Origin of the sequence: Methylobacterium sp. J-048 (assembly GCF_022829515.1) — a bacterium.
In the GTDB taxonomy this organism is placed as follows: Bacteria; Pseudomonadota; Alphaproteobacteria; order Rhizobiales; family Beijerinckiaceae; genus Methylobacterium.
Genome location: NZ_JAKSYL010000287.1, coordinates 106,619 through 131,383, shown reverse-complemented (window position 1 = coordinate 131,383; position 24,765 = coordinate 106,619). Strand labels below are relative to the sequence as shown.

Here is a 24,765-nt window from a genome sequence, read left to right as displayed (position 1 = left end):
CCCCCAGTGTGTGAGATTGGATTTGGGACTCGGTATCATGTACCATATTTCGACTGATTTTACCGGTTCCGGAAAATCGAAACTCTCTTTCTATGGCATCATTTCATTGTTCAGATTGGCTGGAATAGTGGTCGGCCAAATTATGTCCGGTCCATCCAGCACTGTAAGATTGTGGGTCGGTCGGCAACATGGTCTTTTTCCACGCAGCGACTTCCTCTTTCAGGCGTAAGAATACGTCCGGGTAGCGATCTTTGAGATTGGCCCGTTCGCGTGGGTCCGTCACAACGTCGAAGAGGAACTCGTTGCCGGCAATTCTGAGATATTTCCAGTTGGCTGAACGGTGTGCATCCTGATCGTTGGCCTTGTAATGCCAGAAGAACGAGCGGCTATGAGGCTTCGCTTGAGACAGCAGTGCGGGAAGGACGCTTTCGCCGTCGGGCGGAAACGCCGGATCAGGGGCGGTTCCCGCCGCTTCCAACAGAGTTGGCAACCAGTCCATAGAGATGATCGGCTGTTCGCTGACAGTATCGGCGGCTATACGGCCCGGCCAGCGGACGATGACCGGGACACGCAGCCCGCCCTCCAGCAATTCCTCCTTCATGCCGGTAAACGGCCAGGTCTTGGAGAACCGCTCGCCGCCGTTGTCGCTGGTGAAGACCACGATGGTGTTGTTGGTTAAGCCGCCCTCGTCTAGAGCCGCAAGCACACGACCGATACTGTCGTCCAGGCTTCGCACCATTTCGCCATAGGTCTTCTGGCTGCCCCCGTCCAAGTCCCACAGGCTTCGGATGCGTTTCGACTCGTCTTCGTCCGCGGGCCCTTCCCACGGCCAATGCGGGGCCGTGAAATGCAAGCTGAGCAGAAAGGGATGTTTGGATCGTGCGTAAGGCTCGATCGTTGCGACGGCACGGTCGGCCAAGAGGTTGGTTAGATAGCCATGCCGTTCGACCGGGATGAGATCGTCGTACAGGCCGAGATCACCATTCGGCGCCCCGTCCTTGTGAGTGAAGTAATCGACGGCGCCTCCGACAATGCCGAAGAAATGATCGTACCCGCTCTTCAACGGGCCGAAATGTGGCGGATATCCCAGGTGCCATTTACCGACGAGGGTCGTGTTATACCCGGTTCCGCGCAACAACGACGGCAGGGTGGGGTGATCGGGGGGCAAGCCCAGCACCGGACTTCCTTTGGCGTTGCCGGCAATCGGTTCCTCAAGTCCGACCCGCAGGCGATTCTGGTAGCGTCCGGTGATCAGCGCAGTCCGGGTCGCCGAGCAGACTGCCGAATTGGCGTAGGCTTGCGTAAAGCGGATTCCCTGCCGCGCAAGCTTGTCGAGATGTGGCGTTTCGTAATCATCGCGGCCGAAAATGCTGAGGTCCGCATAGCCAAGATCATCCGCCAGGATGAAGACGATGTTGGGACGCTCCTGGGCGACGGCGCGGCCGGCCGGCAACACGCTCCCCAAGGACATGAAAGACGATAGTTTCAGGAGCCGGCGGCGAGATACAAATGTAATCAAGACCTTGCTCCACTGTGGTTTTTATTTGGTCCGATTCCAAAAGTTAATATATTACCCATCGAAAACAGGTGGATTTCAGCTAGATTGGAAGCCTGCAGTTCAGGGGCAAACGTCCAGTCTCGATTTATCATGCAGATTGCATCGAAGGCCAAGTGATTCTTGAGCCCGTGCCTTGCTCGGAGCCGAGCTATCTGAGACTGTGATCCATAAATCAAAACCGGTGCGACGATTCAGGTTTCAATTTCGCGCTGTATCATTCGAAAATACGGCAATCGTCGTTCAGGGCGATTGCTGATATCAGTTCTCATTCATCCGGACCGATGTTCAGAATCGATGAAATTTGATGGACGCCCATGGCCGCAGAGTCGCGCCAGCGGCCCGTGATGCGTTGGGTTCATTGAGGACTGGTATAAGGCCGGATCAACTCGGCCCTCCCGGTGCTTGGGATTACAGGTCAGCCCGCGAGACCTCTGGAAACCCCACAATGAAATCCGGCCCGAAGGCGGTGACGGGTGTGTGGAAGCCGGCCGGCACCGCGCCCGATGCCACGCGCCGGGCCACTTCGAGCGCGGTGAACACCGTCAGCGTGTAGCCCTCGGGAGTCTCCATGCGGCTCGCCGCGCGATTGCCAGACCCGTCCCAGGCCTCGGCCAGGAAGGTGCTGCGCGCCGTCGCCCGCGCTTTCGCGGAGGGTCCCGGCGGCAGCCGGTCGATGCCGCGGTTGATCAGGCGCTGCGCCGTGCCGCCGGCGATGATCCGGCGCAGGCCGGCCGGCAGGCCCGCGGCGGCCGCCATGGCGGGAAACGCCTCGAAATAGACCGCGATGTTGGGCACCCGCGTCGAATACCACGCGCTCGACACGTCGCCCCAGCCCAGCCCCACCGTGCGCCGGGCGCCGCGGCCGAAATCGGCGCTGCCGCGAGGCGGGCTCGGCAATTCGACGATGCGGCCGTCCCGGCGGACTCGCGTTCCCCAGGCGATGCCCTCGACCATGGTGCGGGCGGTCCCACGGCTGAAGCCGCCGAATCCGCCGACTGAGATCCGCAGATGCGTGGCGCCGGGCAGCCGGTTCGCGACATGGGCGGCCAGGCAATCGCTCGGCACGACGTCGAAGCCCGCGGCCGGAAGCAGGACGATGCCGGCGGCCTTCGCGTCGGCATCCCGGGCGGCGAGCGATTCCAGCACGTCGATCTCGCCGGTGATGTCGACGTAATGCGCCCCCGCGGCGAGGCAGGCCTCGGCCATCGGCCGGGCGGTCTTCGAGAACGGTCCTGCCGCGTGGATCACCGCAGCGATGCCAGCCAGCGCCTCCCGCAGCCGGGCCGGATCGTCGAGGGACGCGGCGCGCCAATCGAGCCCGAGGCGGGCGGCCAGCGGCCGGAGTTTCTCGGGATCGCGCCCGGCCAGGATCGGACGCAAGCCCTGCGCGATGGCGTGTTCGGCGAGCAGCGTGCCGGTATAACCCGTGGCGCCGTAGATCAGGATCGCGGTCATGGCGGCCCCTGTACCATGGCGGCAGGGCACGTCGGCAAAGGTGGCGCCCGACAAGCGGACGATGCGGCGACGCAGGCAAAGCGTTTGGGGGCTGCTGTCGCTCGGCCGGCCAGTCGCCCGACCGTCCAGCGGGCACAAATGTAGGTCCTGGCCGCTCCGCCGCGACGACCCATTCGCCATCGGGTATTGCCGACAGGCCGGCGCGACCCGGGACACGGCCACGCGGCGCTCGATGAATCGTCCGATCTGGCAGACAAGGCCCGAACAACCGCAGCGGACGATGGTGCGTTGAGGGGTAGGCGTTTGCGCCGTCCCGCAACCCCGAAAGGCGCTTCATGTCCGGATCCGGCCACCCCGATCCGTCCGCCGACGCGGAGGACCATCCGTTCACGGCCTTCGCGGACGAGGTCGCGGTTCTGTCGCCCTTGCGGGCTGCCATCGTCGCGGCCTGCCGGCGGCCCGAGCCGGATTGCATCGGGCCGCTGCTGGATCTTGCGCGCCTGTCTCCCGATGCGGCCGGGCGCGTCGCGGCGACCGCGAGACATCTCGTCGATTGCCTGCGCCGCCAGACCCGGCACGGCGGCGTCGAGGGGCTGATCCACGAATACGCCCTGTCGAGCCAGGAAGGCGTGGCGCTGATGTGCCTCGCGGAAGCGTTGCTGCGCATCCCCGATGCCGCCACCCGCGACGCGCTGATCCGCGACAAGATCGCCGGCGGCGATTGGGCTGCCCATCTCGGCCACAGCCCGTCGCCCTTCGTGAACGCGGCGACCTGGGGCCTGCTGGTCACCGGCCGGATCGCCGCGACCCGCAGCGAGGCCGGCCTGTCGGCTTCGCTCACCCGTCTGATCGGCCGAGGTGGCGAGCCGCTGATCCGCAAGGCCGTCGATCTCGCCATGCGGCTGATGGGCGAGCAATTCGTCACCGGGCGCGATATCGCCGAGGCCCTGCGCAACGCCAAGCGCATGGAGGCGAAGGGGTTCACCTACTCGTACGACATGCTCGGCGAGGCGGCTTTCACCGCGGAGGATGCGGATCGCTATCTACGCTCCTACGAAGAGGCGATCCGGGCGATCGGGGAGGCCTCGGCCGGGCGCGGGATCCTCCGGGGGCCGGGCATCTCGATCAAGCTGTCGGCGCTCCATCCGCGCTACGCCCGGTCCCAGCGCCGCCGGGTGATGGCGGAACTGGCGCCCCGGGTCCGCGGCCTCGCGCGCCTCGCCCGGCGCTACGACATCGGCCTCAACATCGACGCCGAAGAGGCGGACCGGCTCGACCTGTCCCTCGACATCCTCGAAACCTTGGCCTTCGACCCGGATCTCGCCGGCTGGGACGGGCTCGGTTTCGTCGTGCAGGCCTACGGCAAGCGCTGCCCGTTCGTCATCGATTGGCTCATCGACCTCGCCCGGCGCAGCCGGCGCCGGCTGATGGTCCGCTTGGTCAAGGGCGCCTACTGGGACAGCGAGATCAAGCGCGCGCAGGTGGACGGGCTCGACGGTTTCCCGGTCTTCACCCGCAAGCTGCACACCGACGTGTCGTATTTCGCCTGCGCACGCAAATTGCTGGCTGCGCCGGATGCGATCTTCCCGCAATTCGCCACCCACAACGCCCAGACACTGGCCAGCATCGTCGAGATCGCCGGGCCGGATTTCTCCCTCGGCCAGTACGAGTTCCAGTGCCTGCACGGCATGGGCGAACCGCTCTACGAGGCGGTGGTCGGGCCGGGCAAGCTCGATCGGCCGTGCCGGATCTACGCGCCGGTCGGCACGCACGAGACCCTGCTCGCCTACCTGGTCCGCCGGCTTCTGGAGAACGGCGCCAACTCTTCCTTCGTGAACCGGGTCGGCGACGCCTCCGTGCCCGTGGCCGACCTGATCACCGATCCGGTCGCCGCAGTCGCGGCGATGCCGGTCCCGGGCGCGCCGCATGAGCGGATCAAGCTGCCGCGCGACCTCTACGGCCCGAGCCGTGCCAATTCCGCGGGGCTCGACCTCGCCAAGGAGGCGGTCCTGGCGCGACTCGCCGAAAGCTCGGCCGAGAGCGGCCGGACGGAATGGCGCGCCGTGCCCTCCGGGACCGAGCCTGCCTCGGCCGATAGGCCGGTGCGCAACCCGGCCGACCACCGGGACGTCATCGGCACCGTCCGCGCCGCATCGCCCGCAGAGATCGAGGCCGCGCTCGTCCGGGCCGACGCCGCCCACGAAGCCTGGGGCGCCGCCGCGCCGCGACTCCGCGCCGCCCGCCTGCGCGAAGCCGCCGACGCCCTGGAAGCCCGAATGCCGGTGCTGATCGGGCTGATCGTGCGCGAGGCCGGAAAGTCCTTCGCCAACGCCGTGGCGGAAATCCGCGAAGCCGTGGATTTCCTGCGCTATTATGCGGCCGAAGCCGAGCGGACCCTCGACGGCACGCACCAGCCCCTCGGCCCGATCGTCTGCATCGCGCCGTGGAATTTTCCGCTGGCGATCTTCACCGGGCAGGTCGCCGCCGCCCTAGCGGCCGGCAACCCGGTCCTCGCGAAGCCGGCCGCGGAAACGCCCCTGATCGCCGCGGAAGCGATCCGGATCCTGCATGCGGCCGGCGTACCCGAGGGCGCGCTTCAGGTCCTGCCAGGGCCGGGCGAAGTCGGCGCGGCGCTCGTCGGCGACGCGCGGGTGCAGGGGGTGATGTTCACCGGCTCGACGGCGGTGGCCAAGACCATCCAGCGCCGTCTGGCCGAGCGCCTCACGCGTGATGGTGAGCCGGTCCCGCTCGTCGCCGAGACCGGCGGCCAGAACGCCATGGTTGTGGATTCCTCCGCGCTCAGCGAGCAGGTGGTCGCCGACGTGATCGCCTCGGCGTTCGATTCCGCCGGCCAGCGCTGCTCGGCCCTGCGCATCCTTTGCCTGCAGGAGGAGATCGCGGATCGCACCCTCGGGATGCTCAAGAGTGCCATGCGCGAATTGGCGGTCGGCGATCCGCGCCGTCTGGCGACCGATATCGGCCCGGTCATCAGCCGGGCGGCGGCCGAGCGCATCGACGGGCATGTCGCCGCGATGCGGGCGCGCGGTTTTCCGGTCGATCAGCTCGCGGTGCCGGCCGAGGCGGCGTTCGGCACCTTCGTGCCGCCGACCCTGATCGAGATCGGCCGCGTCGCGGACGTGGAGGGCGAGGTGTTCGGTCCGGTCCTGCATGTCCTGCGCTATGCCCGCCAGGACCTGGACAGGCTGCTGACCGAGATCGACGCGACCGGCTACGGCCTGACCTTCGGACTCCACACCCGCATCGACGAGACCGTGTCCCGGGTGCTTGGCCGCATCGGGGCCGGCAACCGCTACGTGAACCGCAACGTCATCGGTGCCGTGGTCGGCGTGCAGCCCTTTGGTGGTTCCGGCCTGTCCGGCACCGGGCCCAAGGCCGGTGGCCCGCTCTATCTCGGCCGCCTGCTGAAGCGCCCCCCGGCCGCCGCCCTCGACGGTCTGGCGGGCGACGAGGACACGAGCCGGCGCTACCTGGCCTGGCTGCGATCACGGGGACATGGCCCGCTCGCGGATCGGCTGTCGGCCGTGCGCTTCCCTCAGGGCGCCGAAGTCGAGCTGCCCGGACCGGTTGGCGAGCGCAATCTCTACGCCCTGCATCCGCGCGGGCGCGTGGCGGTTTTCGCGGAGACGGAGACCGGGCTGATGCTACAGCTCGGCGCGATCCTGGCAACCGGCAATCGCGCGGTGGCGATCGGCTCCGACCGGATCGTCGACGCGTGGCGCGATCTCCCAGCCGATCTCGCGGCCCGGGTCGAGCGAGCTGCCGGTCTCGAACAGGCCGGCGACGTACAGGCGGTGCTGTTCGAGGGCGATACGGCGGGTCTTCGGGCGCTCAATCGCGCCTTGGCCGAGCGCCCCGGGCCGATCCTGCAGGTTCAGGCCCGCACGCCCCGGGCGCTCGCGGCGGGCGACCTCTACGCGCTGCCTGGCCTCGTCGAGGAGCGCTCGACCGCGATCAACACCGCGGCCGCCGGGGGCAATGCCAGCCTGATGGCGATCGGGTGACCGGTCAGATCGAGCGGCGCAGGTTCCAGAACAGCGGCAGGCCGGTCAGCATGCCGTCCAGGTCGCGCCGGTAGGCGGTGGGCTGGAAATACTGGCCGCAGGGGATGTAGGCGCCGACCTCCAGGGCCCGAGCCTGGATTTTCGCCGCCAGTGCCTTCTGCCCGTCGAGGTCCGGGGCGGCGAACCAGGCGCCGCGCAGTTCCTCCAGGGGCGCGTCGGTGAGCCAACTCGGCACGCCGGCACGGCCGTTGCCGCGGGCCGCGAGGTGATAGGCCGGCGAGATCATGTCGAGCCCGCCCGAAAAGATGCCGAACATCGACCAGCCGCCCTGGTCGAGCGGCTTCGCGTTGAGGATCCGCTGGTTCACCGTGCCCCAGTCGGTGGCGACCACGTCGAGATTCATCCCGAGCTTGCGGCAGAGGTCGGCCATCACCTCGCAGACCGCATTGATCCGCGGCACATCGGTGCCCGCGAGCAGCACGACCTTCTCGCCATTGTAGCCGGCCGCGGCGAGGGCCTTCTTGGTGGCGGCGAGGTCGCGCTTGCCGGTGAGCACGCCCATGCCGGCCTCCGAGGCCATCGGGCCGCCGGCGGTGAAGATGCCGACCGGCCCGCGCCGGATCGCGGGGTCGCTGCCGGCCACCGCATCCATCATCTCGGTCTGGTCCACCGCCGACAGCAGCGCGTGGCAGATGTTCGGATTGTCGAAGGGCGGCAGGGTATGGTTGAGGCGGATCTGGCCGATCAACCCGGCGCTCTCCACGAGTTCGACGCGCACGTCCTTCTGACGCAGCAGGTCGGGCACGAGATCGACCAGGGGCTGCTCCCACCAGTCGATCTCGCCGGAGCGCAGGGCGCCGGCCGCGGTGGCGCCGTCGGGAATCGTGCGCCACTCGATCCGGTCGAAATGCGCGATCCGCGGCCCGGCGGTGAAGCTCGGCGTGCCGTCCTGACGCGGCCGATAATCCTCGAACCGGCGGTAGACATTGAGGGAGCCCGGCACGCGCTCGGCCGCGACGTAGCGGTAGGGGCCGCTGCCGACCATCTCCGGTACGGCCTGGGTGGCGGCGTCGCGCTCAGCCGCTCGGGCATGATCACCGGCAGGTACGAGGTCGGCTTCGCCAGGGCGTCGGGCAGGAGCGGGAACGGCCGCTTGAGCCGGAACTGCACCACCGCGTCGGACGGGGCCGAGAGTTCGTCCACCGTGGCGAACAGGGCGCCCCCGAAGGCATCGCGCTGGGCCCAGCGCTTGAGGCTCGCCACCACGTCGCGGGCCAGCACCGGGGTGCCATCGTGGAAGCGCAGGCCGTCCCGCAGGGTCAGCCGCCAGGTCAGCCCGTCCGGCGAGACGTCCTGGCTCCCGACCATCTGCGGTTGCGCGCGGTAGGAGGCGTCGAGGCTGTAGAGCGTGTCGAACACCATCAGCGCGTGGGTGCGCGTGACGTAATTCGTGGTGATGATCGGATCGAGGAGCGCCAGGTCGGCGTAGGGCACGAAGCGGAGCGTGGCGGCCGAGGCCGCCCGGACCAGGGCGGGGCGGGCCACCGCACCGGCGATCACGGCGCCGGTGCCTTGCAGCAGGGTGCGTCGCTTCATGCTGTCGCCCGCTTTCGTATCCTGGATTGCCGACGCTGCCGCGCGCGGCCCAAACGGGTTGCAAAGCCTAAGCCAGCAGCCGCCCAAGAGACATTCGAGGGACGAAAGAGGGACCGCCCGATCAAGATCCGAACGGGTCAGAAACGGACGGACGATCGCGTCAGCGCCTGAGCGCCGTTCTTAAAAAATCAGGCGGCGCGGGACCAGCGGATGTCGCCGAGGCTCTCGCGGAAGGCGAAGCGGGCGAGGTGGTCGGCGACCACGTTCTCCAGCCGGGTGAGGTTCACAGGGTCGGCGCTGTCGATGCGCATCACCAGGGCGTCGGGCTCTGCGTCGAAGGTGCAGACGCGATCCTCGCCGAACGGCACGGTGCCGTGCTCGGGGGTCGCCTCGACCTTGAACTTGTGGCTCCAGTGCCGGCACAGCTGCTGCAGGTAGCGGCTTGCCTCGGCGGTCTGCACGCGGGCCTGGGAGGTAGGCATTCCGTCGGTCTCCAGATGGGTACGATGGTGTCAGCCGCTGGACGGGTCGTCGCTGATCTCGCAGCTGCGAGATAGGATGGCTGTGAAGCATTTGCCATGCCTCACGCTGACACACACGTCCCGGTGGTCACAAATGAGGGTCGGCTCGAAGCGTTAGCAGTCGCTTAACGCCCGGACCGGCGGCCACCGATCGCGGCGCCGCGTGTCCGTCCTGCACCCGTCGGCGTGCCGAATTATGGCGCGCCGCACAAATTCTGGGTCCGCATGTTGAAAACGCGGGGGCGGCGTTCGACCGGCTTCGGTCCACACCTTCCCGTGCCCGAGGAGACGCAGGGCTGCGCGACCGAAGCCGAGCGCCGCCCCTCGGCCTCGGGGCCGTGTGCGATCCCCGCCCGAGGAGGCTCCGTCGCCAGCGTATCGATTGTCGACGCTCGCTCATCGCGCAACGCGGAAGGGCTTACACCGAAAAGAGTAGGCGGCTGGCGGCGCGCGCGGATGCAGATCTACGGCCCGTCCTGAGACCGGCAACCTGCTTGTTCACGGGCGGACGCAACTGTCAGGGAACCTGCATGCGTGCGATCGAACACCGGGACGGACAGAGGCTCGCATTCCTAGACGGATGGCGGGGCGTCGCGATTCTCCTGGTGCTGGTCGGGCATTTTCTGTCCGACACCATCAGGCCCGGCTTGAGCGTCCTCGGCGTCGACCTGTTCTTCGTCCTCTCCGGCCGTCTGATGGCCGAAATCCTGTTCGTGCGCCGCGTTCCCTTGAAGACGTTCTTCGTACGCCGATTTTCGCGCGTGTATCCCGCCCTCCTGGTCTTCGTCGTTGCTGCGACGGCCCTGTTTTACGGGACGTCTTTGGGGCACGGCGTCGGGGCTGTCGCCACGGCGCTGACCTTCACGACGAATTACGCGATGATTTACAGCCATCCGATCGCGGTTCTGGATCATCTCTGGTCGCTCTGCGTCGAAGAGCATGGCTATCTGCTCCTCGCCGTCATCGCGACCGCGGTCGTCCGAGACCAGCGCAGCGCGACGATCGTCCTGCTGGCGCTCGGCTTTGCCGCCATGGCGAACGGGATCGTCCGCGCCATGATGCTGAACATCTGGTTTCCCGAGACCGCATGGCGCACGGACGTTCAGATCGCGCCGCTGTTCCTCGCAGGCGGCTTTTACCTCGCAGCCCGCAGGCTCGAAGTCCTGCAGCGGAGCTGGATTTCCCCAACCTGCCTTGTCCTGGGCCTCGCTGTTAAACTCTGTTCGGACCAAGTTTTCGTTCAGTTCGGCCTAGGGACGGTTCTTCTCGCCCTCGCGGTCGCGACGATCGACTTCGCAACCGTCGGCTTCAGATCGCTTTTCGAGCCAAAGATACTGTGTCAGATCGGCCTCTGGTCGTTCTCGCTCTATCTCTGGCAGCAGCCGTTCTACAAGATGGCGCATACGGACTTGTTACCGGCGGGCTTGGCGTTGCTGGCGGCCCTGTGCGTCGGGGTCACCAGTTTTTACCTGGTCGAGGTGCCGATGCGCCTGACGATCAACGAGCGCTGGCAGGCTTTTCTGCATAAGCGCTCACAGCTCAAAGACGTGAACGCAGCCGGCATCAATCCCATCTAGTTCGCGTCTCAGTGCCTGTTTGACCGGTCTTTCTCCTTCTCGACCTCATCCTGATGTGGCGCAGCGGCCTGCAAGAGAAGAGGAAAAGACCGGTCAGTCAGGCTCGAGAGACGGGGCCGATGGAGTCCCGGCCCGTCTCGGAATCACCTTCCCGGGGTTCATGACGTCCTCGGGGTCGAGCGCCGCCTTGATCCGGCGCATCAGGTCGAGCCCGACCGGGTCGCCGTAATGCGCGAGCTCGTCGCGCTTGATCAGGCCGACGCCGTGCTCGGCCGCGATCGAGCCGCCGAGTTCGTGCACGATGTCGTGGACGATCCGGTTGAACCGGCCCCATTCTTCCAGGAACCCGGCGCGGTCCATGGCGGCCGGCTGGGTCAGGTTGAAGTGGATGTTGCCGTCGCCGAAATGGCCGAAGCCGCAGGGGCGCAGGCCCGGCATCGCCGCGACGCAGGCCGCGCTCGCCCGCTCCAGAAACGCGGGCAGCTTCGAGAGCGGCACCGAGACGTCGTGCTTGATCGAGGCACCCTCCCGGGTCTGAGCCTCGGGCACGCCCTCGCGCAGGGCCCAGAGCGCTCCGTTCTGGGCACCGCTGGACCCGATCGTCGCGTCGGCGATCAGCCCGGCCTCCAAAGCCTCGCCGAGGGCGGCTTCCAGCTCGGCGCGGGTGTCGGCGTCCGGCCGCGCGGACGACACCTCGATCAGCGCGTAGGCCCCGTGCGCGCTTGCCAGCGGCCGGACCGTGCCGGGGACATGCCGCAGCACGATCTCCAGGGCGAAGGGCGGCAGGTACTCGAAGGCCGTGAGGTCGCGGTCCATCCGGGTCCGCAGGGCCACGAACAGGTCGAGGGCGGCGTGCGCCGAATCCAGGCCCACGAAGGCGACGCTGGTGGAGCGCGGCCGCGGAAACAGCTTCAGCACCGCCGCGGTGACGATGCCCAGCGTCCCCTCGGAGCCGATGAACAGCTGCTTCAGGTCGTAGCCGGCATTGTCCTTCCGGAGCGCCTTGAGCCCGTTCCACACCCGGCCGTCGGCCAGCACCACCTCCAGCCCGAGGACGAGGTCGCGGGCGTTGCCGTAGGCGAGCACCGCGATGCCGCCGGCATTGGTGGCGATGCCGCCGCCGATCCGGGCCGAGCCCCGCGACGCGTAGGAGAGCGGGAACAGCAGGCCGGCCCGCTCGGCCGCATCCTGCACCTCCGAGAGGATCATCCCGGCCTCGACCGTGATCGTCGAATCCACCGGGTCGACCGCGCGCAGGCGGTTCATCCGCTCCAGCGACAGGACCACGCCGCCCTGCGGGATGCCGCCCCCGGTGAGGCCGGTATTGCCGCCGAGCGGCACCACCGCGAGGCCGGCCTGGGTGCAGGCCCGGACCGCGAAGGCGACCGCCTCGGTGCTGCCCGGCCGCAGCACCGCCACGGCCGAGCCGGTGAACAGCTTGCGGCTCTCGACGAGGTAGGGCGCGAGATCCTCGGGCTCGGTCAACACGTGGCGCGCGCCGAGTCCGTCGCGCAGGGCGCTGAGCAGCGTGTCGTGGGTGAGGGCTGGTGGCGTCATCGTCAAAATTTTGTAGGCCACGCTGCGCCGGTTGCAAGCGCCGGGATGGCGCGGGGCCCTGCACGCCTTACAACGCTCCGGTACGCCCGGGGCAGCCGCGCCCGGTTCCCAGCACGCTCACCGCAGAGGCCGCGATGCTCTCCGTCATCCAGAACCCGCCCCGCATCGCCCTGCCGATCGCCGGCAGCAGCGACCTGTTCCCCGTGCGCCGCGTGTACTGCGTCGGGCGCAACTACGCCGCCCATGCCCGCGAGATGGGCGCCGATCCCGACCGCGAGCCGCCGTTCTTCTTCATGAAGCCGGCCGATGCCCTGCAGATCGTCGGGTCCGAGCCCACCCCGCACACCTACCCGCCCCAGACCGGGAACTACCATTTCGAGGTCGAGCTGGTGGCCGCGCTGGCGGGCGGCGGCAGCGACATTCCGGTGGAGTCGGCCCTCGACCACGTCTACGGCTACGCGATCGGCCTCGACATGACCCGGCGCGACCTTCAGGACGAGGCCAAGAAGCTGTCGCGGCCCTGGGATCTGGGCAAGGCGGCCGACGGCTCCGGCCCGATCGGAGCGCTCTATCCGGCCTCGGCGATCGGCCATCCGGCCAAGGGTGCGATCACGCTCGCGGTGAACGGTGAGATCCGCCAGCGCGGCGACCTCGCCGACATGATCTGGTCGGTGGCCGAGCAGGTCGCCTACCTGTCGCGCTACTTCACCCTGCAGCCCGGCGACCTGATCTTCACCGGGACGCCGTCGGGCGTCGGGCCGGTCCAGCGCGGCGAGCGCATGGTCGGGGCGATCGCCGGCCTGGGTGAGATCACCCTCGACGTCGTCTGACCGTGCTGGACAAGCTCCTCGACCGGCCGTTCCTGCGGCGCCTGTTCCACCTCGGGGCGCTCGCGTCCCGGGGCATGACGCTGGGGGTGCGCGGCGTTGCCCTCGACGCAGACGGGCGCGTGGCCCTGGTCCGCCACACCTACATCAGCGGCTGGCACCTGCCCGGCGGCGGCGTCGAGCGCGGCGAGACCGCCATCGCCGCCATGGAGCGCGAGTTCCGCGAGGAGGCGGAGATCGTGGCCGAGGCGCCGCTATGCCTGCACGGGCTCTACCGGAACGCGGCGGCCGCGCCCCGGGACCACGTCGCGGTGTTCGTCCTGCCGGCCTTCGCGGTGCTGCGGGCGAAAAGTCCCGACCGGGAGATCGCCGCCTGCGGGTTCTTCCCGGCCGACGCGCTCCCCGAGGGCACCACCCGGGCGACCCTCGCCCGCCTACACGAGATCCGCCACGGGCTGCCGCCCGACCCGAATTGGTGAATCGTCACGAACCGCAAAACAGGCGCTTGCGTCGCCCGGCGGAATGGTGTTTAGAGAGCGCCGCCGGGGGCCGCCGGCACGCAAGTCCAGGCGGTCAGGCACTAGTGAGCGGGTGTAGCTCAGGGGTAGAGCACAACCTTGCCAAGGTTGGGGTCGAGGGTTCGAATCCCTTCGCCCGCTCCAGTTTTCCAACTTCCAACCGAGACTTCGCAAAACGCCCGTACGGGCGTTTTTGCTTTTGGGGGGTGAGCGTGCGGCCGGATGGCCGGAGCCTATGGGCTCAGCCGCGCACGCCGTCTGCGAAATGTTCGCGGATCCAGCATTCCCCCGAAATGCGGGCGCCGTTCTGCGTCACGAAGGCGTAGGGCGAATGCTCCACCACGGTGCCGCCGCCGGCCCTGATGACCCAGCGAAAGCAGCGCGGATCGCTCGCGCAGGGAATGACTTCGACGCTGTGCGCGGGTATCAGATCGATCGACATGGCAGATTAACGTGCCACGTCGGATTTCCGCTCCAACACATCGCGCCACGCGGTTACTTAAGTGTGCAATCGCACGCTCGCAGTAGTTGCATCGACGGATCGACGGCGCGGAAGATCCTGACTTTTGCGCCGGTTCGACCACAGGGCGGCGCACCGTCGCAAAGCGAAATTTCCAGACACGCCGCAAAGATTTGCGAGGCCGCCTCCGGCCTCCGCGGCGACGACCACTCCGCAGCAGGGGACACGGCATGCCGATCAACGCGCTCAACGACCGCAAGAAGCTGTCGAGCGATTTCAACGAGGCCAACGACGCCTTCATCGACGAGGTGCTGAAAGCCCTCCAGTCCGGCCAGATTCCGATGGATCTCGCCCGTGCCTACCTCGCGCATCCGATCGCGATGATGCACACGGATGGCGCCCAGGCGGTCGCCAACTACTTCGACCGGATGCTGGCGCAGCGGCCGAACATCGATTGGGCGCCTGGCGACTGATCGGCTGAGGCCTGGAAAGGGATTGCGGATGACCGTCGACGAGGTCGAAGACCTGAAGCGCGCGCGTGGCGCCCTGGCGCGCCAGAGGAACGCCATCGCCAAGCGACTGGGCGGGATCGATGTCGCCCCGATCTCCATGGCCGAGGATCTGACCCGGACCCTGCTGGCGATCGAGGCGGTGGACCGCGCCCTGGTCGATGCCGGACAGCCGCACGTGGATATCGGCGCCGCCCACGATCTGTAGGCGTCGCGGGCCCGCGCCACGTGGAACCTTGCGCGCCGCTCCCGGGCGGGCATACAGGCGGGACGGTGCGAGGAGACCCGACGATGACCGACCGCCTGCCCGGCTTCAACACGCTGGCGATCCATGCCGGCGCCGCGCCCGACGCGAGCACCGGCGCGCGGGCCACGCCGATCTACCAGACCACGAGCTTCGTGTTCGACGATGTCGACCACGCCGCCTCGCTGTTCGGGCTCCAGGCCTTCGGCAACATCTATTCGCGGATCACCAACCCGACCAACGCGGTGCTGGAGGAGCGCATCGCCGCGCTCGAAGGCGGCACCGCGGCACTCGCCGTGGCCTCGGGCCACGCCGCCGAGTTCCTGACCATGCACGCCTTGATGCAGCCGGGGGACGAGTTCGTCGCCTCGAACAAGCTGTATGGCGGCTCGATCAACCAGTTCAACCACTCGTACAAGAACTTCGGCTGGTCGGTCGCCTGGGCCGACAACGACGACCCGGCCTCGTTCGAGGCCGCGATCACCCCGCGCACCAAGGCGATTTTCTGTGAGTCGATCGCCAATCCGGGCGGGGTCATCACCGACATCAAGGCGCTCTCGGAGGTCGCCAAAAAGCACAACATCCCGCTGGTCGTCGACAACACCATGGCGACGCCGTACCTGATCCGGCCATTCGAGCACGGGGCCGACATCGTCGTGCACTCGGCCACCAAGTTCCTGGGCGGCCACGGCAATTCGATCGGCGGCCTGATCGTCGACGGCGGCTCGTTCCAGTGGGCGGGCGATGCCCGCTACCCGATGATGAGCCAGCCCCGGCCGGAATATTCCGGCATGGTGCTCGCCGAGACCTTCGGCAATTTCGGCTTCGCCATCGCGTGCCGGGTGCTCGGCCTGCGCGATCTCGGGCCGTCCCTGTCGCCGTTCAACGCCTTCCTGATCCTCAACGGCATCGAGACCCTGCCGCTGCGCATGCAGCGCCATTCCGACAACGCCCTGGTGGTGGCCAAGCATCTGGCGCAGCACGAGGCGGTGGCCTGGGTGAGCTATCCGGGCCTGGAGACCGATCGCTACCACGCGCTGGCGAAGCGCTACACGCCCAACGGTGCCGGGGCTGTCTTCACTTTTGGGTTGAAGGGCGGCTACGAGGCCGGGGTGAAGCTCGTCTCGAACCTGCAGTTGTTCTCGCACCTCGCCAATATCGGCGACACCCGCTCGCTGGTGATCCACCCGGCTTCGACCACGCACCGCCAGCTCACCGACGCCCAGAAGTCAGCCGCCGGGGCGGGACCCGAGGTAGTGCGGCTGTCGATCGGGCTGGAGGATCCGGCGGACCTGATCGAGGATCTGGACGGCGCGCTGCGGGCTTGAGGCGTCGATCCGATCAGATCACCTCATCCTGAGGCGCGCTCGTAAAGCGAGCGCCTCGAAGGAGCCCTCCAGCCAGCCACGCGGTCTCTGGAGGCCTCCTTCGAGGGCGCTTCGCGCCACCTCTGGATGAGGGGAATGGGTGGGACAGCGGTCCGCCCCTAGAACGCCTCATCCGCCAGGGCCATGGTGCTCTCCGCCCCGGCCTTGATCCGCACCAGCCGCAGGCCGGTCTCCGGCAGCATCCGCTCCATGAAGAACCGGCCGGTGGTGAGCTTGGCCTCCCAGCGGGGCGAAGCCTCCTCGGCGTTGCGGGCCTGGGCCGCCTTGGCGATCCGTGCCCACATGTAGCCGAGCGCCACCAGGCCGAAGAGGTGCATGAAGTCGGTGGCGCCGGCACCGGCATTGTCGGGCTTGGCGAAGGCGTTCTGCATCAGCCACATCACGGCGCCCTGGAGATCGTTCAGCCCGGCCTGAAGCGGCTGGGTGAACGGCGCCATCGCCGGGTCCTCGCCGTGGTCCTTCACGAAGGTCTGGACCTCGCCCAAAAAGGTCATCATCGCCCGGCCGCCGTCCTTGGGCAGCTTGCGGCCGATCAGGTCCATGGCCTGGATGCCGTTGGCGCCCTCGTAGATCATGGCGATGCGGGCATCGCGCACGAACTGCGACATGCCCCATTCCTCGATATAGCCGTGGCCGCCGAACAGCTGCTGCGCCTCGACGGCATTAGCGAAGCCGCGATCGGTCAGCACGCCCTTCACCACCGGGGTGAGCAGGCCGAGATGGTCGTCGGCGGTCTGGCGCTCCTTGGCATCCTCGGAGCGGTGCAGGATGTCGGCCTGCAGGGCGGTCCAGAGCATCAGGCCGCGGGCCGCCTCGTTGAAGGCGCGGATCTGCATCAGGGTGCGGCGTACATCCGGATGGACCAGGATCGGGTCGGCCGCCTTGTCGGGGGCCTTGGTGCCCGTGAGCGCCCGGCCCTGGAGCCGGTCCTTCGCGTAGGCGACGGCGTTCTGGTAGGCGACCTCGGACTGGCCGAGCCCCTGGACGCCGACCGCCAGCCGCGCCTCGTTCATCATCACGAACATGGCGTTGAGGCCGCGATTCTCCTGGCCGACCAGCCACCCGGTGGCGCCGTCGTAGTTCATCACGCAGGTACTGTTCCCGTGAATGCCCATCTTGTGCTCGAGGGAGCCGCAGGACACTCCGTTGCGGGCACCGAGCGAGCCGTCCGGGTTGACCAGGAACTTCGGCACCACGAACAGCGAGATGCCCTTGGTCCCGGCCGGCGCGCCCTCGATCCGGGCGATGACCAGGTGGACGATGTTCTCGGCGAGGTCGTGCTCGCCCGCCGAGATGAAGATCTTGGTGCCGGTGAGGCTGTAGGAGCCGTCGCCGTTCGGCGCCGCCTTGGTCTTGAGGAGGCCGAGATCCGTGCCGCAATGCGGCTCGGTCAGGTTCATGGTGCCGGTCCAGGCGCCCTCGACCATCTTCGGGAGATACAGCGCCTTCTGCTCGTCCGTCCCATGGACCAGGAGCGCGGCCATCGCCCCCTGGGTCAGGCCCGGATACATCCCCAGGGCGAGATTCGCGCCCGAGGCGAATTCCTGCATCGCGGTGTTGACAGTGTGGGGCAGGCCCTGGCCGCCGAATTCAACCGGGACCGCCAGGCCCATCCAGCCGCCCTTGGCGTAGGCGTCGTAGGCGGCCTTGAAGCCGGTGGGCGTGCGCACGCTGCCGTCGGGCTCGCGGCGGCAGCCTTCGAGGTCGCCCGCCCGGTTCACCGGGGCGAGAACTTCCTCGGCGAGTTTCGCGCCCTCGCGCAGGACCGCCTCGACCACGTCCGGGGAGGCATCGGTGAATCCGGCCAGATTGTCCCGGGCGTGGAAGCCCAGGACATCGTTGAGCAGGAACAGCGTGTCGTCGACCGGGGCGCGGTAATGCGGCATGACGTGATTCCCCCTCGCTCAGGCTGGGCGCCACCATCGGCCCGCCCGTTTCCAAGCATCTAAGCGCGCCGCCGCATCCGGGGCAACGGTTCTGCCGTCGCGGGTGCGGGATCTGTCAGGGGCATGCACGCGAGCGCCGAAGATTACTGGGCCAAGCTCGCCTTAACCGTGTGTTTACCAAGAAAGTTAAAGGTCGCCTCGAACGATCCGGCACCCGCGCTCCGTGGATACCGTCTCTCGGTCCCGCCCCGCGAACAGGATCAGTGCCGAACGCTGCCGACGACAGGCCTCCGATGACCCGCAACGCCATGCCGCAGCTCGACAGTTTCGACCCGGAGGTGCTCGACGCCGCCCGGGACGTCGCGGCGCGAGCGGGCGTCCCGCTCGAGACCTGGATCGCCTCCGTGGTGCCGCAGCAGCAGAGTGTGCAGGCGAATCGGCGGGCGCGGCGCCGCCCCCGCCCCGAGAAGGCCGTGCGCCCGGAGGATCGGCTCGATTCCGAGCTGCGCCACGACCATCCGGACCAAGCCGCCGCCCTGTTCACGGGTAAGGCCGAGCGCGACCCGGACCAGGGTACCGAAACCCAAAGCCAGGGCTTCGCCGCCCTGATGAGCCGCATCGACGGCCTCAACCGGACCTTGGACGAGGAGCGGCGCCTCGCCCAGGAGGCCGAGGCCCGGCGCCTGGCCGAGATCGAGACCCGGATCGAGCGCGCCCTGAAGGCGGCGCCGGTCCAGCAGGTGACCGAGCGCCTCGGCGATATCGAGCGCCGGATGTCGCAGCTCGGCGAGCAATTCGCCTCCGGGCGCCCCGCCGGCCGTCGTGGGCGCCCGGACGTGGTCGAGATCCGCAACGCCGTCCAGGATATCCGCCAGCGCCAGCGCGAATTGTCGGAGGGCGTCGGCGAGCGCGCGCTCACGAGCGGCCAGTCCGACGGTGGCGTCGTGGCCAGCATGCGCATGGACCTCGCCCGCCGCCTGGAGGCCCGGGTCGAGGAGATGGCGGGACCGTCCGCCGCCGTATCGGAGTTGCAGCGCGAGACGGTGCGGCTGCGCGAGGCGATCAACCAGCTGGCGACCAGCCGGGATGTCGGCGCCCTGGAGCAGGCGGTGACCTCGCTCGCCCACGGCATCGAGCGGGCGCAGGTTGGCACCGATCTCGCCGCCATCGCCGCCCCGATCGAGCAGGTCCGGGCGCAGGTCGAGCGCCTGGCCGAGGAGGTCGCCGAGAACGTCCATGCCCGCGTCGCCGACGACGTCCGCCGCCTAGCCGAGCGCCTCGACAGCGTCGCCGCCACCGGACAGGCCGATTCGGACGGCCACACCCTGGCCGGCCTGTTCGCCGAGCTCGAGGAGATTCGCCGCCTGATCGGCGCCCTGGCCGGTCCGGAGCGCATCCAGGGTCTGGCGAGCAGCCTCCAGGCCATGAGCGCCCAGATCGCGCAGCTGCAGCGGACCGGCACCGATGCGAGCCTGCGCCCGCTGCTCGAGGAGATCCGCAGCGACGTCCGCACCGGTGCGCCGACGGCCATCGCCGAGCAGATCCAGACGCTGGCCGACAAGGTCGATGGCCTCTACACCCGCGACCAGCGCTACGACCGCGCCGGCGGGCCGGATTCGGCTCCCTCCGGCGATATGGCCTCGATCCACGCGATGCTGCGCAGCCTTGCCGACAAGGTCGATCAGGTCGGCAGCCGCTCCGAGCACGAGGGCCTCGACGCCCTGGAGAAGCAGGTCGTCTCGCTGGCGGGCCGCCTCGATGCGCCCCGCGGCGGCGACCCGGCTCTGGCCGGCCTCGGGCGGACCATGGACGACCTGCTGCAGCAGGTCGCGGCCCTGCGCGAATCGGCGCCGAGCGAGGCCGCGGTCGAGCGTGCCGCGCGCAACGCCGTGGCCCAGACCCTGAAGGGATCGGCCATCCCCAGCCCGGATCTCGGAGAGATCGGGCTGCTGCGGGCGAGCCTCGCCGACATGCAGGCGCGCCAGATCGCGTCGGACCAGCGCCTCGGCGCCACCCTGGAGGGCGTGCAATCCGCCCTCGAACGCCTGGTCAACCGGCTCGGCCCGGCCGAATCAGCGACGGCACGGGCGCCGTCCCTCGACGAGCGCCTGATGACCTCGACGAGCGCCGAGATCCCGCTCGCCGCCGCGGGCGGCAGAGGCGCCGCGCACCGCGACACCGTATCCGACGCCTCGCGCCTGGCCGACGACCTGCTGGAGCCCGGCAGCGGACGGCCGGGACGTGAGCCGCGCGTCGCCACGGCCCGCCGTGCGACGCGGGACCGTTCGCCGGTCCCGGAGGCCGGCGAGACCGACATCAAGACCAGCTTCATCGCGGCGGCACGGCGTGCCGCCCAGGCCGCCCAGGCGGAACTCGCTGCGGAAGCGCCGGCCGAGCGTCGGGACCTGCGCGCCCAAAAGGGTGAGAGCGAGCCGGCGGCGTCCGGGGAAAGCCGGTTCGATCGCCTGCGGGCCGAGATCAACCGCCGCCGCCGGCCGCTGCTGCTCGGGCTCGCCGCCATCGTGCTGGCGCTCGGCGCGCTCCAGGCGATCAGCATGCGTGCGTCCGACGAGGCGCCGCGCGCGGTCCAGACCACCCAAGTGGCCCCGCCCCGCACCGAGCCTGCGCGCGAACCCCGCCAAGAGGCCGCCGCCGAGGCTCCGGCGCCCAAGGCGCCGATCGCCGATCCGCTGACCACGCAGGCCCTGCCGAGCCCCCCGCCCGCCGACTCACGCCCGGCGACCGCCAAGGCGGCGGTGCCGCAGGTCTCCGGCATGAACACGATGCAGGCCGAACTCGGGACCCTCCCGCCGATCCTGGCCAAGGTGAAACAGGCGGCTCTGGACGGCGATGGGGCGGCGATCTGGGATCTGGCGACCCGGGAAGCCGATGGCCGCGGCATGCCGCGCGACCTCGCCATGGCCGCGAAACTCTTCGAGAAACTGGCTGCCGCCGGCTACGCGCCGGCCCAGTACAAGCTCGCCGGCCATTACGAGAAGGGCTCGGGGGTTGTCCGCGACCTCGACAAGGCGAAGCTCTGGTACGGCCGCGCCGCCGAGCAGGGCCATGCCCGCTCGATGCACAACCTGGCGGTGCTCTATGCCGAGAATCCTGCCGCCAACGGCAAGCCGGATTTCGCTTCCGCGGCGTCGTGGTTCCGGCAGGGCGCCGAGTTCGGCGTCCGCGACAGCCAGTACAATCTGGCGGTTCTCTACGCCCGGGGCCTCGGCCTGACCCAGGATCTGGTGCAATCCTATGCCTGGTTCTCGGCCGCCGCGGGGCAGGGCGACGACGACGCGGCCAAGAAGCGCGACGACGTGGCGAACAAGCTGAGCGCCGCCGACCTCGCCAGCGCCAAGAGTCTCGCCGCGACGTTCAAGCCGCGCAAGATCGATCCGGCGGTCAACGAGCCCCCCGCCGCGAAGGACGGCATCACGGCACCGATGTCGCTGCTTGGCGCGCCCACCCCGAATCCGACCAGCTTCACCGCCCCCTCCCGCAAGTCGTAGGGTCGGGGACGCCAAGCGCTTCGGCCCGGAGGCCGGCCGGTTCCGTTCGGGACGATGCTGTGTTTTGCCGCCCCGATGCCAGCTTGACCGCTCTGCCGCGATGCGGGAACGCTTTCTCCGGGCGGTACCCGTCCACGTTGAAAGAGGCGTAGCCGCTGCCCCCGCGGCGGCTCGGAGATTGGATGGCGCACCGGAACTCGGTCCCGATCAGTGCGCTCGTGCTCGGCGTGGCCGGCCTCATCCCGTTCCTGGGCTTCGCAGCGCTGGCGGTCTCAGGCTCGGACGGTGGCTTGAGCAGCATCGGCCTGTCGCCGCGGACGATCCTGTCGGCCTATGGGGCGGTGATCGCGTCGTTTCTGGGCGGCATCCGCTGGGGCGCGGCCGCGGCCCGCAATTCCGGGAACGGCGATTACGTCATCGCGATCGTCCCGTCCCTGGTCGCCTGGGCGGCGATGGCTGCGCCCGCTCCCTGGGACCTGCGCATCCTCGGCACCCTGGTCCTGGCCTGGGGCCTGATCGATCAGGACCTGCCGCGCCGCGGCCTCGTACCGCTCTGGCTCGGCCGTCTGCGGCTGGTCCTGTCCGGCGTCGCCGGCGCCGCCCTGCTGGTTTCGGCCTGAACCGCACAGAGCCGCTGCAGTTTCCGGCCGGATCCGGCGGCCGATTTCTTTGCCCTGGTGTTGCGTTACGCGTCGCCTGTCCCGTTCGGGCTATGAGGGTCGCCCATTTTCGACGCAAGAGCGCAAAGGTCGGGGACCCGCGTGTCTCCCGCCCCCGCAGAAGCTACCGGACTCACACTTCTCTCGCCGAACGCCAAAATTCTGAAAGAAAGGCGCTTTTCCCCTCCCCCTTGCGGGGTGGGGGCAGGGGTGGGGGTGGTCCAGAAGGTACCGCTGCGCTCGATCCTGCACCACCCCCACCTCCAACTCCTCCCCGCAAGGGGGAGGAGAGCGCGTCTCGGCAAGGAATGCGTGAATATCGTAGGAATGAGGGGGAGGATTGGAGGGGGGTTCGAGTTTTCGAGGCAGCCTCCGAAACGCGGCGGCTTATTGTACCGGCACCAGGCGCATCAAAACTTCATCGACGTATCGACCAGCCATTTTCAGTGCTCGATGCTCCAGCCCATAGCTTTCAAAGCCAGCACTCTTGTAGAGACCCATCGCAGAGGCGTTGGATGCCCCGACCGCCAAGGTGATTTCCTCCACCAGAGTGGCGGCGTGCTCGATCACCCGGGCCACCAGCGCTGATCCGAGGCCCCTGCCGCGAGCTTCGGGTCGGACGTACATGCCCCACAGCACACCCTTGTGTCGGGTCTTGATCGCCTCCGGGATGTATAGCCCGGCGATACCGTCGAGAGCGTGCTGACCGTTTCGGCGTATGCCGAAGACGATGCCGCTTTCCATGCGGCGCCCACAATCTTCGAGACTATGGCGCACCTCCTCTTCGTAGGATGCGCCGAACGCTTCAGGATGCCTGCGCAGACCGTCCAGCCTGAGCTCGTGAAAATCGGCCGCGTCCGCAACGCCAAGGCGCAGGACAGCAAGAGGCGCGCCGGTCATGCCGCCAGTGTCCTCGCTCGCGCCGCCGCCAGCACCGCGTCGGCCGGGACGTTCACCCACGTGTCCCCATCGGGCGCCGGTCTCGCCCCAAGCCAATCCCCGACGATCCGGTAGCCAAGCGTGTAGCCGAGCCAGCGCGGGTAGAGCCCGCAACGCCCGAAGAACCAAGCGCCGTGATCGTAATCCGTGCCCGCGAGAGCGGCCGCATCCGGCCGGTTGGTTGCCAGCACGGCGTCGGAGACGGCGGATTCCCACGGCTCGGGCGGCGTGCCGAACAGGTGGCGCACGAATTTGCCGGCCAGGCCTTCGCTGACCAGGGCTTCGCCGAGCGTCGCGCCGTAGCCCGGGCCGGCCATGCGCAGACAATGATGAACCTCGTGCACCACCGTCCTGCGAATGTCCCCATTGCTTAGGGACGTCACGAAGTTCGAGTTGTCGGGATCGAGGGTGAGCGAGAGCAGGCTCGGCCGATAGGCGCGCCCCGCTGTGCCGGTCTCGGGGATTGTCTCGCCAGGGCGGCGGTCCACGAGGATGTCGAGGGATGGCAGCGGCAGCACACCTGCGACTGCGTCGCGGGCGAGCGCGATTTCCGCCGTAACGGCGTCCCGCCACGGGCGCAGATCGCCCGAGGCCTCAAGCCAATGCATGGTCCAGGACATCGTCAGAATTCGTCAGTCTTTGCTGTCCAACCGCAATGTATCGACAGGCAACCTCCGATCAAAGCCGAGCCAAAACCTTCGTCTGCGACTCCTGAAGACTCTTCCAAAGCGAAACGCCCTTCGACCAGGACGGCATGTCCTCGATGCGGATCGATGTGCCATCCTGGGCGTAGGCTTTTGCCTTATCGAGTTCGCCCCAGGCTTTGACGAAGTGGTTGACGACGAGGTCGTCGGTCTCGACGCTCGACGCAGCCCGTCCCTGGTGCCGCTCTTTCGCCAGGCCCTGATACTGGACCTGCGCCGCGGCGCGCTTCTGCGCCCAGTCCAGGGAGGCTTTTTCCTCCGGGCCGGCGCCGTCCAGCACGGTGATCGTCGCCTTGGCGGCCGCCGCCGCATCGGTGCCGCGGGGATTGGCGGTGCGGGACGCGCGCGCCGCGATGGACGCCACCTCGGATTTGGCCGCCTTCACCTCGATCGCGGAGAACAGGCCGCCGTGATTGGTGGCGATGGCGTAGAGCGCGCGGCGGTCCAGCGTCTGAATGCGGATGGTACCGTGCCAATCCTGGTCGGTGGTGGCGGCATCGGCCACCTTGCCGAGCTTCTGATAGCCGGCATCCAGAAACTTCCGGGCATCGACGGCGACCTGCGAGAAGGATTTCTTGTCCGCGTCCGTCGTGCTGGTCGCCTGCGTAGAGGTCGTCCGGGCGCGCCGGTCCAACGTTGAATGCGTGGAGGTTTTCGTCGTCTCCGCATGCGGATGATAGGAGCTGCCGACGTATTTCAGGAACGCTGAAAACACGATGATTCTCCTGTGAGCAATTTTTGACTAATAATAAGCCGAACCCAAGTATAATTCTAAATTTACTTGCGTAATGAGCTGCCGATTTAATAATTTTCAAAACAACATGCCGAGGTGGCCA

At 68.4% G+C, this 24,765-nt stretch carries 18 protein-coding genes, 1 tRNA gene and 1 pseudogene; 10 read left to right on the top strand and 10 right to left on the bottom strand.

Features of this window, described 5'->3' with window-relative positions; all coding sequences use genetic code 11:
- Positions 1 to 103: 103 nt before the first annotated feature.
- Positions 104 to 1,519 (bottom strand): sulfatase-like hydrolase/transferase, encoded by a 1,416-nt coding sequence (locus MKL09_RS28465; protein WP_244025323.1) that lies wholly within the window; start codon positions 1,517 to 1,519, stop codon positions 104 to 106.
- Between the two features lie 447 nt (positions 1,520 to 1,966).
- Positions 1,967 to 3,013: a saccharopine dehydrogenase family protein gene (locus tag MKL09_RS28460; protein ID WP_244025322.1), complete on the bottom strand. Its 1,047-nt coding sequence runs from the start codon at positions 3,011 to 3,013 to the stop codon at positions 1,967 to 1,969.
- Positions 3,014 to 3,348: 335 nt separating this feature from the next.
- Between MKL09_RS28460 and putA the strand changes: the two genes are divergently transcribed.
- On the top strand, positions 3,349 to 7,035 hold the full coding sequence (putA, locus tag MKL09_RS28455) for a trifunctional transcriptional regulator/proline dehydrogenase/L-glutamate gamma-semialdehyde dehydrogenase (protein ID WP_244025321.1): 3,687 nt from the start codon (positions 3,349 to 3,351) through the stop codon (positions 7,033 to 7,035).
- 4 nt (positions 7,036 to 7,039) lie between these two features.
- Here the strand turns inward: putA and MKL09_RS28450 are convergent.
- Together MKL09_RS28450 and MKL09_RS28445 are read right to left on the bottom strand one after the other, a co-directional pair.
- Positions 7,040 to 8,631, bottom strand: a pseudogene (locus MKL09_RS28450) (ABC transporter substrate-binding protein).
- 188 nt (positions 8,632 to 8,819) lie between these two features.
- Positions 8,820 to 9,113, bottom strand: a complete 294-nt coding sequence (locus MKL09_RS28445; RefSeq protein ID WP_039902563.1) for a DUF2218 domain-containing protein — start codon at positions 9,111 to 9,113, stop codon at positions 8,820 to 8,822.
- A 569-nt stretch (positions 9,114 to 9,682) separates the two neighbouring features.
- Here MKL09_RS28445 and MKL09_RS28440 point away from each other — a divergent pair.
- Positions 9,683 to 10,729, top strand: coding sequence for an acyltransferase family protein (locus tag MKL09_RS28440; RefSeq protein WP_244025320.1), 1,047 nt, complete (start codon positions 9,683 to 9,685; stop codon positions 10,727 to 10,729).
- A gap of 93 nt (positions 10,730 to 10,822) precedes the next feature.
- On the opposite strand, the gene MKL09_RS28435 is transcribed toward MKL09_RS28440, so the two are convergent.
- A complete protein-coding gene (locus MKL09_RS28435) occupies positions 10,823 to 12,286 on the bottom strand; it encodes an FAD-binding oxidoreductase (protein ID WP_244025319.1) in 1,464 nt (487 codons plus the stop codon).
- A gap of 134 nt (positions 12,287 to 12,420) precedes the next feature.
- Between MKL09_RS28435 and MKL09_RS28430 the strand changes: the two genes are divergently transcribed.
- The 3 genes from MKL09_RS28430 (at position 12,421) to MKL09_RS28420 (ending at position 13,775) form a co-directional block, all read left to right on the top strand.
- A complete protein-coding gene (locus tag MKL09_RS28430) occupies positions 12,421 to 13,116 on the top strand; it encodes a fumarylacetoacetate hydrolase family protein (protein WP_244025318.1) in 696 nt (231 codons plus the stop codon).
- A 2-nt stretch (positions 13,117 to 13,118) separates the two neighbouring features.
- Positions 13,119 to 13,592 carry an NUDIX domain-containing protein gene (locus MKL09_RS28425; RefSeq protein WP_409567003.1) on the top strand — a complete coding sequence of 158 codons (474 nt, stop codon included), beginning with the start codon at positions 13,119 to 13,121 and terminating at the stop codon, positions 13,590 to 13,592.
- A gap of 108 nt (positions 13,593 to 13,700) precedes the next feature.
- Positions 13,701 to 13,775: transfer RNA gene (locus MKL09_RS28420), tRNA-Gly, on the top strand.
- Between the two features lie 97 nt (positions 13,776 to 13,872).
- Here the strand turns inward: MKL09_RS28420 and MKL09_RS28415 are convergent.
- The gene (locus MKL09_RS28415; protein ID WP_244025317.1) at positions 13,873 to 14,073 is read right to left on the bottom strand and encodes a hypothetical protein; all 201 of its coding nucleotides are present in this window, start codon (positions 14,071 to 14,073) and stop codon (positions 13,873 to 13,875) included.
- Between the two features lie 248 nt (positions 14,074 to 14,321).
- Between MKL09_RS28415 and MKL09_RS28410 the strand changes: the two genes are divergently transcribed.
- From MKL09_RS28410 to MKL09_RS28400, 3 genes are all read left to right on the top strand, one after another.
- Positions 14,322 to 14,564 (top strand): hypothetical protein, encoded by a 243-nt coding sequence (locus MKL09_RS28410; protein ID WP_244025316.1) that lies wholly within the window; start codon positions 14,322 to 14,324, stop codon positions 14,562 to 14,564.
- A 28-nt stretch (positions 14,565 to 14,592) separates the two neighbouring features.
- Positions 14,593 to 14,808, top strand: coding sequence for a hypothetical protein (locus MKL09_RS28405; protein WP_244025315.1), 216 nt, complete (start codon positions 14,593 to 14,595; stop codon positions 14,806 to 14,808).
- Positions 14,809 to 14,891: 83 nt separating this feature from the next.
- A complete protein-coding gene (locus MKL09_RS28400) occupies positions 14,892 to 16,172 on the top strand; it encodes an O-acetylhomoserine aminocarboxypropyltransferase (protein ID WP_244025314.1) in 1,281 nt (426 codons plus the stop codon).
- Positions 16,173 to 16,330: 158 nt separating this feature from the next.
- On the opposite strand, the gene MKL09_RS28395 is transcribed toward MKL09_RS28400, so the two are convergent.
- Positions 16,331 to 18,118: an acyl-CoA dehydrogenase C-terminal domain-containing protein gene (locus tag MKL09_RS28395; RefSeq protein ID WP_244025313.1), complete on the bottom strand. Its 1,788-nt coding sequence runs from the start codon at positions 18,116 to 18,118 to the stop codon at positions 16,331 to 16,333.
- Between the two features lie 293 nt (positions 18,119 to 18,411).
- On the opposite strand from MKL09_RS28395, the gene MKL09_RS28390 reads away from it, so the two are divergent.
- Positions 18,412 to 21,627 (top strand): tetratricopeptide repeat protein, encoded by a 3,216-nt coding sequence (locus MKL09_RS28390; protein WP_244025312.1) that lies wholly within the window; start codon positions 18,412 to 18,414, stop codon positions 21,625 to 21,627.
- Between the two features lie 182 nt (positions 21,628 to 21,809).
- Positions 21,810 to 22,247, top strand: coding sequence for a DUF3429 domain-containing protein (locus tag MKL09_RS28385; protein WP_244025311.1), 438 nt, complete (start codon positions 21,810 to 21,812; stop codon positions 22,245 to 22,247).
- A 426-nt stretch (positions 22,248 to 22,673) separates the two neighbouring features.
- Here MKL09_RS28385 and MKL09_RS28380 read toward each other — a convergent pair whose 3' ends face one another.
- From MKL09_RS28380 to MKL09_RS28370, 3 genes are read right to left on the bottom strand one after another with little or no spacing between them, the layout of a single operon-like run.
- A complete protein-coding gene (locus MKL09_RS28380) occupies positions 22,674 to 23,186 on the bottom strand; it encodes a GNAT family N-acetyltransferase (protein WP_244025310.1) in 513 nt (170 codons plus the stop codon).
- Positions 23,183 to 23,845 (bottom strand): DUF2268 domain-containing putative Zn-dependent protease, encoded by a 663-nt coding sequence (locus tag MKL09_RS28375; protein ID WP_244025309.1) that lies wholly within the window; start codon positions 23,843 to 23,845, stop codon positions 23,183 to 23,185. The genes MKL09_RS28380 and MKL09_RS28375 overlap by 4 nt, the downstream gene beginning before the upstream one ends.
- Positions 23,846 to 23,903: 58 nt before the next feature.
- Positions 23,904 to 24,644, bottom strand: a complete 741-nt coding sequence (locus MKL09_RS28370) for a hypothetical protein (RefSeq protein ID WP_244025308.1) — start codon at positions 24,642 to 24,644, stop codon at positions 23,904 to 23,906.
- Positions 24,645 to 24,765: the final 121 nt, after the last annotated feature.